The sequence below is a fragment of the Bhargavaea ullalensis genome (assembly GCF_042432615.1).
Taxonomy (GTDB): Bacteria; Bacillota; Bacilli; order Bacillales_A; family Planococcaceae; genus Bhargavaea; species Bhargavaea ullalensis.
Window position 1 is genome coordinate 65,665 of sequence record NZ_JBHLWY010000014.1, and the last position, 9,897, is coordinate 75,561.

8 protein-coding genes are annotated in these 9,897 nt (G+C 57.7%); 2 read left to right on the forward strand and 6 right to left on the reverse strand.

Annotation, left to right across the window (positions count from 1 at the left end; genetic code table 11):
• Position 1: 1 nt before the first annotated feature.
• The 4 genes from accD to ACFFIY_RS03920 form a co-directional block, all read right to left on the reverse strand.
• Positions 2-844, reverse strand: a complete 843-nt coding sequence (gene accD, locus ACFFIY_RS03905) for an acetyl-CoA carboxylase, carboxyltransferase subunit beta (protein ID WP_354197665.1) — start codon at positions 842-844, stop codon at positions 2-4.
• 20 nt (positions 845-864) lie between these two features.
• Complete coding sequence (locus ACFFIY_RS03910; protein ID WP_354197550.1) at positions 865-1,515, reverse strand: FadR/GntR family transcriptional regulator; 651 nt, start codon at positions 1,513-1,515, stop codon at positions 865-867.
• A gap of 113 nt (positions 1,516-1,628) precedes the next feature.
• A complete protein-coding gene (locus tag ACFFIY_RS03915; RefSeq protein WP_354197548.1) occupies positions 1,629-4,685 on the reverse strand; it encodes a DNA polymerase III subunit alpha in 3,057 nt (1,018 codons plus the stop codon).
• Between the two features lie 16 nt (positions 4,686-4,701).
• Positions 4,702-5,640: a DHH family phosphoesterase gene (locus ACFFIY_RS03920; protein ID WP_354197546.1), complete on the reverse strand. Its 939-nt coding sequence runs from the start codon at positions 5,638-5,640 to the stop codon at positions 4,702-4,704.
• A 93-nt stretch (positions 5,641-5,733) separates the two neighbouring features.
• Here ACFFIY_RS03920 and ACFFIY_RS03925 point away from each other — a divergent pair, with 93 nt between their 5' ends.
• Entirely contained in the window at positions 5,734-6,042 is a 309-nt protein-coding gene (locus ACFFIY_RS03925; RefSeq protein ID WP_354197544.1) for a YtpI family protein, read from the forward strand.
• A gap of 25 nt (positions 6,043-6,067) precedes the next feature.
• Here the strand turns inward: ACFFIY_RS03925 and ACFFIY_RS03930 are convergent, their stop codons facing one another.
• Positions 6,068-7,375: a DRTGG domain-containing protein gene (locus tag ACFFIY_RS03930; protein WP_354197542.1), complete on the reverse strand. Its 1,308-nt coding sequence runs from the start codon at positions 7,373-7,375 to the stop codon at positions 6,068-6,070.
• A 357-nt stretch (positions 7,376-7,732) separates the two neighbouring features.
• Positions 7,733-8,416, reverse strand: a complete 684-nt coding sequence (locus tag ACFFIY_RS03935; RefSeq protein WP_354197540.1) for a metal-dependent hydrolase — start codon at positions 8,414-8,416, stop codon at positions 7,733-7,735.
• A gap of 111 nt (positions 8,417-8,527) precedes the next feature.
• Between ACFFIY_RS03935 and ACFFIY_RS03940 the strand changes: the two genes are divergently transcribed.
• Positions 8,528-9,622 (forward strand): M24 family metallopeptidase, encoded by a 1,095-nt coding sequence (locus ACFFIY_RS03940; RefSeq protein WP_354197664.1) that lies wholly within the window; start codon positions 8,528-8,530, stop codon positions 9,620-9,622.
• Positions 9,623-9,897 lie beyond the last annotated feature (275 nt).

Genomic DNA, 9,897 nt, shown 5'->3' on the forward strand with positions numbered 1-9,897 from the left:
GTCACCGGGCCTCCTTTCCGTGGAATCGGACAAGCGTCGAAAGCACATGCCTCATATCGCTTCGGTGGACGACCGCATCCAGCTGGCCGTGTTCCAGCAGAAATTCGGCCGTCTGGAAATCGTCCGGCAGTTTTTCACGTACCGTCTGTTCGATGACCCGGCGGCCGGCAAAGCCGATCAGCGCCTTCGGTTCGGCCAGATTGACATCTCCGACGGATGCGAAGCTTGCCGAAACCCCGCCTGTTGTCGGATGGGTCATGACGGAGATATAAAGCAGTCCTTGTTCGGAATGCCGCGAAAGCGCGACACTCGTCTTCGCCATCTGCATGAGGGATAAGACCCCCTCCTGCATGCGGGCACCGCCGCTTGCCGTGAAGATGATGAATGGAATCCGTTCTTCAGTCGCCTTTTCGATCGCCCGGGTGATTTTCTCGCCGACCACGGACCCCATCGAGCCCATCCGGAAATGTGAATCCATGACGGCGCATGCGACGCGCCGGCCTTCAAGTTCCCCGATTCCGGTCAAGACCGCTTCATTCAATCCTGTTTTTTCCGCATCGGCCTTCACTTTTTCGGTATAAGACGGGAAGTTCAGCGGGTTGGACGTTTTCAGCTCTTCGTCCATCGGTATGAACGTCTCCTCGTCAAACAGGTCGTCGACCCGTTCCCAGGCGGTCATTTTCATGTGATGATCACAGTGGGGGCACACTTTATTGCTTTTCAGCAGGTCTTTCGTCAGGATGATTTTTTTGCATTCCGGACATTTCGTCATGATTCCTTCGGGAACGTCCTTTGACGCCTCCGAAGGGACCGTCATATACTTCTTCTTGTTTTTTTTGAACATCTCTCGGATGATGGCCAATTTCAATTCCCCCTCTGTTCACTGACAAGCGCGGCCCAGCGCACATAGGCTTCCCGTGCACCGTTGCCGTCGCCGTTTTGGATGGCCCGGATCATTTCAAGGATGGCGGACCGCTCTTTTGCGTCCGCGTTCCCTGCGTATGGTGTTTTCGCATATGCGTTCAGTAAGTACCAGATTTTCAGAGACAAGCGGTTTCCGGCTGCCACAAGGATTTCCCGGATGACATCTTCCCGCCGGACGGGCAAGTCGGAGGAAACTGCGGCTGTCAGGCTGTCCCATAGAGGGAGCTGCCGGACTTCGCAATCTGCAGACGCCCGTGCGACCGCATCTTTTTCATGGATCTGCATGGTCTGCCGGACGTCTTCCATTGACTTCGGCTCCTGCATGATGAACGCTGCCAGGACATCCACCAGCTGATGCTGGCGGTAATCGGACAGGAAAGTCCCCTCGCCCCGCCGCGTCTCGATCAGACCGAGCAGCTCCAGGCTTCTCAGCGCTTCCCGGATGGTCGACCGGCCTGCGCCGAGCCGTTCTGCCAGCACACGTTCCGATGGCAGCTTTTCGCCCGTCCGGATATTCTCATTCCGGATGAGTGACCGTAATTCCTGCACAATTTCAAGAAACATCTTCCGGGACGGTTTTGCTTCCTCCATCGACGGTCTCCTTCATTCCATTAATTTGAAAGTGGTCTGACCACTCATTCAATAAGCATACCCCAATGAAAAAAATGAGTAAAGAAAAAACTGCACAGGGAGCCTGTACAGTTTCAGCCGTCAATGTGTTTGACGATCATCTGGATTTTTCCGTTCCGAAGCTCGGTTTGTCCTGAAGCGACAAGGCCGGTGCCTTCTGAAAGGAGCCGGTTGAACTTTGTGTATTCTTTCGGGAACAGAGTGCAGGAGAGCTCCCCCGTATCGTCCTGCAGCGTCAGGAAGGCCATCGCTTCTCCTTTTTTCGTCCTGATTCTCTTGATCTCAAGCAGGATGCCTGCGACGGTAAGCCGGCCGCTTGTGCCGTCGATCAGCCCGATGTCGGCGAATTCGCCGGGCTTCGCCTGCTTGAGGCGCGCAGACGGATGCTCGGACAGATAAAAGCCGAGCACTTCCCGCTCATACCGGAGCTTGAGTGCTTCGGGCAAATCCCCGCCTTCCGAATATTTCTGCCGGCCGAACGTATCCGAGTCACCGCCGAACAGGTCCTCCTCCTCATCGGGACGGACCAGTTCGGCGTAGGTTTCGGCGGCGCCGATCGAAGCGAGCAGCACGGCGCGGTCCGGGTGGAACTCGTCCAGCGCGCCGGCCTTCACGAGCGGCTCGACGGCAGCCCTCGTGAAGTTCCTTGCCGAAAGGGCGACCGCCATTTCAAACAGGTCGCTCCATATCCCGGAATTCTTCCTCGCCGCAAGCAGCTTGCGGATGAAGGGGGCGGGCACTCCCTTCACGGAGGAGAGCCCCAGCCGGATCGCCCCCTGCTCCACCCGGCAGGCGTACCCGCTTTTCAAAACGGACGGCGGGAGGATCTCCAGTCCCTTCCTTCTCGCTTCCATGACAATTTTCGACATCCGGTCTGGATCGCCGGCGGCCTGGGAAAGCAGGGCGCCGTAAAAGTAGGCGGGTTCATTGGCCTTCAGCCAGGCAAGCCGGAAAGAGATCAGCGAGTAGGCCACCGCATGGCTTTTCGGGAAGCCGTAATCCGCAAACTTGACGATGTAGTCATAGATTCGAAGCGCCGTTTCCCGGTCATGGCCGAGTCCTGCAGCCCCTTCGGTGAAGCGGGCCCTTTCCTGCTCCAGGATTCCTCTCTTTTTCTTGCTGACGGCCCGGCGGAGATTGTCCGCCTCGCCCATTGAAAACCCCGCCATTCTGACGGCGATCTGCATGATCTGTTCCTGGTAGACGATGATGCCGTAGGTTTCGGCGAGCACGGGGTCAATATCCGGATGGATCGACGGAACCCGTTCGCGGCCGTGCATCCGGCGTTCAAAGACCGGGATGTTCTCCATCGGTCCCGGCCGGTACAGTGCGTTGATCGCATAAATATCCCGGAAGCCGGCCGGTTTGATCCGCCGCAGCGCATCCCGCATCCCGTCTGATTCAAACTGGAAGATCCCCGTCATGTCTCCGTCCTGGAACAGCCGGATGGCGGCCGGATCGTCAAGCGGAATCCGTTCGAAGTCGAGATATTCGTTCCGGTCATACAGGATCATCGCCCGGATGCGCTCGAGCAATGTCAGATTCCGGAGGCCGAGGAAGTCCATTTTCAGCAAGCCGCGTTCTTCGACTTCCTTCATCGGCCACTGGGTGAGCCAGACACCGCCGTCCGAACCGGATTCGACCGGGACCGCCTCCACGAGGGGCACGGGTGAGAGAACCACCCCGGCCGCGTGGGTGGAGACATTGCGCGGAATTCCTTCGATGGCGAGTGCCGTCCGGAGCCACCGTTCCCGCATGTTGTCGCCGTTCACCCAGCCGGCAAGCGGTGTGCCGGAGGCGGATGCCGACCGGAGCGTCGTTCCCGGACGGCCGGGGATCATGGCGGATATCTCTTTTTGTTCGGTTTCGGAAAAACCGAATATGCGGGCGGTGCTCCGTGCCGCAGCCTTGGCGGAAAGCGTCCCGAACGTAATGATCTGCGCCACATGGTCCCGGCCATATTTTTGAGCAACATATTCGATCACCTCATGCCTGCGGTGATCCGCGAAGTCCACATCGATGTCCGGCATCGTGACCCGCTCGGGATTCAGGAAACGTTCAAAGATCAGACCGTATTCCAGCGGGTCCACATCCGTGATCGCGAGCGCAAACGCAACGAGGGATCCTGCCGAAGAACCGCGGCCCGGCCCCGTCAGAATCCCTTTCGAGTTGGCGAACGCGATGAAATCCGCGACGATCAGAAAGTAATCCGAGTACCCCATCTTGGCGATGACTTCAAGTTCATGGGCGAGCCGGCTTTCATAAGCATCCGTCACAGTGCCGAGACGGTTCTGAAGGCCGGCCAGGCAGTCCGCACGAAGTCGATCATCCGCACTTTCCTCTCCGTCCAGGGGGAAGGCCGGCATGAGCCGCTCGGAATCCGGAAGTGTATCCGCACAGGAAAACAGAAGCTCCCCGGTCGCCTCCACCCATTCCGGCCTGTCCGCGAACCGCTCCGAAAGCTGTTCGATCGTCAAAAGGGCGGCATCCGGTTCTTCTTCCCCGCCGGCTTCCGACAGTTTGGTCCCTTCGGCGATCAGCCGCGCCACCCGGAATGCAAAGGCTTCATCCGCCTCCGTGTATCTGGCGACCGACACAGCACAAACCGTCAGTCCGGCTTCATCGGAAAAACGCACGAAATCCTCTTCTGCGGGATCCGGTTTTCCTTTGCGGCGGGATATGCCCGTCACCACCCGTCCATGCCCCGCAGCTTCCAGCACCTGCTCCATCGCACGCACAGGAGTGCCGCCGTCCATCGACGCCGGATCCGTCACGACCAGGCAGCCCTCTCTGTATCCTTTCAGCCAGGCAGGCGGAAGCCCGTCCTTTTCCTTTACCGCCTGGGCGCTCGAAATCTTCAGCAGGTTGCGATACCCCTGATCGTCCTTCGCATAGATGAACACGGGAAGGTCTCCGGCGTCCGTCAGCACCAAAGCGGACAGGCCGATGACCGGATGGATTCCGGCCGCTTTCATCGCCTTGGAGAAAGGCAGGATGCCGTACAGGCGGGTATTGACGATGCCGGCTGCTGCGACGCCCCTTTTTTTCAGCTCTGCGCCGAGCCGCTCCGTCCGGATCAGACTCTGGAGCGGATCGTCGGAAGTCATGATCTGCGCTAATCCGAAAGTCATCTCCCCACCTCCTGCATTATCGTCGGCAGAGCTCCCGAAGGGCACGGGCAGCCCGCTCCGCCTCCGTCCAGTTTTTCGCCGACGCTCCTGCCGCAAGGGCATGGCCCCCGCCGCCGAACTGCTTGGCCAGCTCATTGACGACCGGCCCCTTTGAGCGGAAGCGGAGCCGGATCTGGCCGGGCTCCTCCACTTTGAACAGCCACGCCCGGATTCCCTTCACCATTCCGGGAGCGCCGACCAGCTTGGCCGTATCTTCCGGCGTGAGCCCGAAGGTTTCCATGATTTCTTTGGTCACCGTGATGACCGCCGCCCCGTTCTCGTCCAATTCCAGATTCTGATAGATGTACCCGTTCAGCTTGAGCAGCGGTGCGTCCATTTCGAACATCTCGTCATACAGCGCCGTCCGGTCAAAGTCGCGGGTGATGAGATCCGCCGCCGCCCGGAACGTCTGCGGCGTAGCGGACGGATAGACGAACCGGCCGGTGTCACCGACGATTCCCGCGAACAACAGGCGTGCCGCATTTGCGGTCATCGTCCATCCTCTGCTGTCTGCCCCTTCCCTGAACAAATCGTAGATCATTTCACTTGTGGAACTCATTCCCGGGATGACCCATCTTCTGTCGCCGTACCGGTCATCGTCAGGATGGTGGTCGATCTTCAGGAGTGCGGCCCCTTCTGCGTACCGGCCGCCGTCGATCCTTTCGGTGTTGGCGGTATCCGTCACGATCACAAGCGCTCCCTCATACGCATCGTCGGGGAGTTCATCCGGACGACCCAGATAATCCAAAGAAGGATCTGCAGTCCCCGCCGCAAACACGGCTTTTCCGGTGTAGTTGGCCAGGATGAGTTCCTTCAGCCCCAGCTGGGATCCGTAAGCATCGGGATCCGGGCGGACGTGCCGGTGGATGATGATGGTGTCATAGTGTTCAATCATGTCGATGATTTGTCGTTTCATGCGGGTTTCCTCCAAGAGTCGATGATTTCCATTCGCATTACGGGCGGATCCGATATACAATGAAGTCAGTTTTGCTTGCAGCGGAGGGATTACATGCTGAATATCGTGCTCATCGCACTGATCGTTTTTTCGGTGGTCGGCTATCTTTATTTCAAGACGAAGCAGTTCAGGACCACCCTTACGGCAGAGCGTCAATACTTCTCAAGCAGCGCGTCCATCGCGCTCGGCGCCCTGCTCGTCTCATTCGGGATCAACCAGATCTACCTGTTCAGAGGCACCGCCACCTATATAGTCTCGGCGATCTTCATCCTGTTCGGGCTGTATGTACTTGTATTCAACTTAAAGGCGCGCCGCCATTATGCGGGATTCCTTGAAGAAGAGCGCCGATTGAACGAAAAGTGATGCACCCATGCGTGCATCACTTTTTTTATCGTTCAAACACCTGGAACATCATCATCGCCTTGCCGACGATCGACTCGCCGGAAAACACAGTGAAGTCCATCTTCACAAAGTGCCGGCTCATGTCGAGCAACTCCGGTTCCACACGAATTTCACTGCCGAGCTGCACATGCTTCATGAAGTAGACCGACATGTTCTCAACAACGCTTTCCCCGCGCTTCCTCTTTTTCAGCAAATGGTCCGCCGACTCGGAAAGCATGATCGTCAATGCCCCGTGGGACAATGAACCGAGCGGATTCGTCATCCTTGGCGTCACCGTGAACGTGAACGACGACTCTCCGTCCGGACCATCTTCCATCTGCGACCTGACGAGGTCCTCGATCGTTTCTCCCTGATGAGGCTGACGCTGCGCCACCTGGAGCGCCTTCAGGACATCCTGACGGCTGATGACGCCCCTCAGGATGTCGCCGGATGAAACGACCGGCATGAGGTCGATCCCCTCCCAAATCATCCGGTGCGCCGCGGAAGCGACGCTCATATTCATATTGGCGGAAATCGGCCGCGGCGTCATGACCCGCTCGATCGGCACGCTGCCGTCCGTGCCAATAACGTCTTTCGCCGTGACAATCCCGACAAGCCGGCCGTTTTTTGTCGTGACCGGAAATGCCCCGTGCGAGGTGGTCCGGTTGCTCGCGTGAAAATCCGACACATGATCCTGCACATCCAGTGTCGCCGTCATATCAACCGGAACCACGATGTCCTCCACAAGCAGGATCTCTTTTTCGATGAGCTGGTCATAGATCGCCCGGTTGATCATCGTGGCGACGGTGAACGTGTCGTAGCTTGTCGAAATGACCGGCAGCTCCACTTCATCCGCAAGCCGCTTCACTTCCTCTGAGGCGTCAAATCCGCCGGTGATGAGCACGGCGGCGCCGGCCTTGAGCGCATTGCCGTGAACCTTCAGCCGGTTTCCCACGATCAGGAGGCTTCCCGGATCGGTGTAGCGCATCATATCCTCCATCTGCATCGCGCCGATGACAAACTTCGTCAGCGTTTTGTGCAGCCCGTTGCGCCCACCCAAAACCTGGCCGTCCACGATATTGACGACTTCTGCGAACGTGAGACGCTCGATATTCTCTTTTTTCTTCTGCTCGATGCGGATCGTGCCGACCCGCTCAATCGTGTTGACGAGCTTCCGATTCTCCGCTTCTTTGATCGCCCGGTACGCCGTCCCCTCACTGACTTCCATCTCTTTGGCAATCCGCCTGACGGAAATCTTGTCGCCGACCGGAAGTTCCTCGATGAACCGGAGAATCATCTCATGTTTAGTCGCCACTTCTTCACCTTTTTCCCAAACCGAATTCTCCCTCTATATTAACACACAAAAGCGGAGCGGGCCTGTTCAGACCTGACAGGCGTAAGACGGCCGCCGCAGCGAAGCCTGCTTCGCGGAGGTGGCCGACTTACGACCCGAAGGTCTGGCCCGCGCAGCTGGATGACACAAAAGCGGAGGGCGGCTGTTAGGAGGTAACAGGCATAAGACGACCGGCGGCGCGAATCCTGATTCGCAGAGCCGGATGGCTTATGACCCGAACCTCCCGCGCCTCACCGGGACGCCTCCCCGTCTCCGGAAAGTTCACGAAAGCCGGCAGCGCCATGCTGCCGGCTTTCCCGGGTCGTGCGGACGGTATGATTACAATTCGATGCCATCGCCTGCCTTCAGAATCCGGACGTCCGTGTCTTCTGTCATCTTCTTGAACTGCTCGGGATCTTGCTTGATCGGCGGGAAGGTGTCGTAGTGGACCGGCACCGCGATCTTCGGCTTGATGAGGCCGACGGCATAGGCGGCGTCTTCCGGGCCCATCGTGAAGTTGTCGCCGATCGGAACAAAGGCGATGTCGGCCGGGTGGCGCTTGCCGATCAGTTCCATGTCCGAAAACAGGGCCGTGTCCCCGAGATGGTAAATGGTTTTGCCCTCCGCCATAAACAGCACGCCGGCCGGCATGCCGGTGTAGATGATTTCCTGTTCGTCTTCTTTGATGAACGAGGAGCCGTGGAATGCCTGCGTGAACTTCACCCGGCCAAATTCGAATTCATAGGAGCCGCCGATGTGCATCGGATGTGTCTCGATCCCCTGCCAGGACAGCCAGACCGCCAGTTCGTTCGGGGCAACGACGAGTGCGCCGGTGCGCTTTGCCAGTTCCACCGTATCCCCGACATGGTCACCGTGACCGTGCGTCAGCAGGATGGCGTCCGGGTTTTCCTCATCCGCCTTAAGGTCCGTCAGTTCATTGCCCGTGATGAACGGGTCGATCAGAATCGTATGGTTCTCCGTCTTGATCTTGACGACGGAATGTCCGTGATAGGATACGTACATGAAAAACTCCCCTTTCCGTGTTTCTTGCCTCGGTACCCTGATTCGACAAGTGTGCGCCGATTCCTCTTTTTTTGCTATGATGGACAGGAATCAGAAAGGCTGGTGCTGAAAGTGGATAAACTGAAAGAAGTGACCCATCACCTGAAAGAAAACGGAATCGACGCGGCATTCATCACGACACCGGACAACGTGTTTTATCTGTCGGGCTTCAAAAGCGATCCCCATGAGCGTCTGCTTGCGGTCGCCGTGTTCAAAGATGCGGAGCCGTTCATCATTGCGCCGAAGATGGAAGTTCCCGATGTCAAAGCTGCCGGCTGGACAGGTGAAGTCGTCGGCCACGCAGACACCGACGATGCATGGGAAATCGTCGCGGAAGCAGTGGCCAGGCGGAATGTAAAACCTGCAAGCATCGCGGTGGAAAAAGTCCACATGAACGTCGAGCGTTTCGAACGCCTTTCGTCCATGTATCCGGAAGCTGCCTTCACCGGGCTTGACGACAAGCTGAACGCCATGCGCAACATCAAAGGCGAAGAAGAGCTCGAAAAGCTGCGGAAAGCCGCGGAACTTGCCGACTATGCAGTCGAAGTCGGATGCCGGGAGATTGCCGAAGGGAAAACCGAACTGGAAATCCTGATGGCCATCGAATTCGAAATGAAGAAAAAAGGGGTCTCCCACATGTCGTTCGACACGATGGTGTTGAGCGGGAAAAAGACGGCCTCCCCGCACGGCAAACCGGGCACGAGAAAAATCCAAAAAGGGGACTTCATCCTGTTCGACCTTGGCGTTGTCTGGGAAGGCTACTGCTCGGACATCACCCGGACCGTTTCTTTTGGAGAGCCGTCGGATGAGCAGCGGGAAATTTATGAGACCGTGCGCCGTGCCGAGCAGGCTGCCGTCGACGCAGTGAAACCGGGCGTACGGGCGATGGACCTCGACAAAATCGCCCGCGACGTCATCACCGATGCAGGCTACGGTGAGTACTTCACCCACCGTCTCGGCCACGGACTCGGCATCTCGGTGCATGAATTCCCGTCGATCCACGGGGCCAACGAGATTGAACTCCGGGAAGGCATGGTCTTCACCATCGAGCCGGGCATCTACCATCCGGAAGTGACCGGTGTCCGGATCGAGGATGATGTCGCGGTCACGGCGGACGGCGTCGAAGTGCTGACGAAGTTCCCGAAAGACCTTCAGATCATCGGCTGATTGATGCGCTAAATGTGTCCCGGAAAACGGATTTCCGGGGAGCGTTATCTTTATCCGTCGAAGCGTTATCTTTATCGCCCGAAACGTTATCTTTATCCGGCAAAGCGTTATCTTTTTCGCCCGAAGCGTTATCTTTATGCGAACACGGAAAACAACCCGCCGGATTCAAACCAATCGAGTAGGAGGGGGTGACTAACCCCCGACCTCTCACACCACCGTACGTACCGTTCGGTATACGGCGGTTCAATCAAGATGAATAACGCAAAGTTTCGTAA

What these genes read in the sequence shown, in the direction of transcription:
- ACFFIY_RS03935 (WP_354197540.1), bottom strand. Translation starts at nt 8,416, where the DNA reads ATGTACGTATCCTATCACGGACATTCCGTCGTCAAGATCAAGACGGAG.
- ACFFIY_RS03915 (WP_354197548.1), bottom strand. Translation starts at nt 4,685, where the DNA reads ATGACTTTCGGATTAGCGCAGATCATGACTTCCGACGATCCGCTCCAG.
- ACFFIY_RS03925 (WP_354197544.1), top strand. Translation starts at nt 5,734, where the DNA reads ATGCTGAATATCGTGCTCATCGCACTGATCGTTTTTTCGGTGGTCGGC.
- accD (WP_354197665.1), bottom strand. Translation starts at nt 844, where the DNA reads ATGTTCAAAAAAAACAAGAAGAAGTATATGACGGTCCCTTCGGAGGCG.
- ACFFIY_RS03920 (WP_354197546.1), bottom strand. Translation starts at nt 5,640, where the DNA reads ATGAAACGACAAATCATCGACATGATTGAACACTATGACACCATCATC.
- ACFFIY_RS03910 (WP_354197550.1), bottom strand. Translation starts at nt 1,515, where the DNA reads ATGGAGGAAGCAAAACCGTCCCGGAAGATGTTTCTTGAAATTGTGCAG.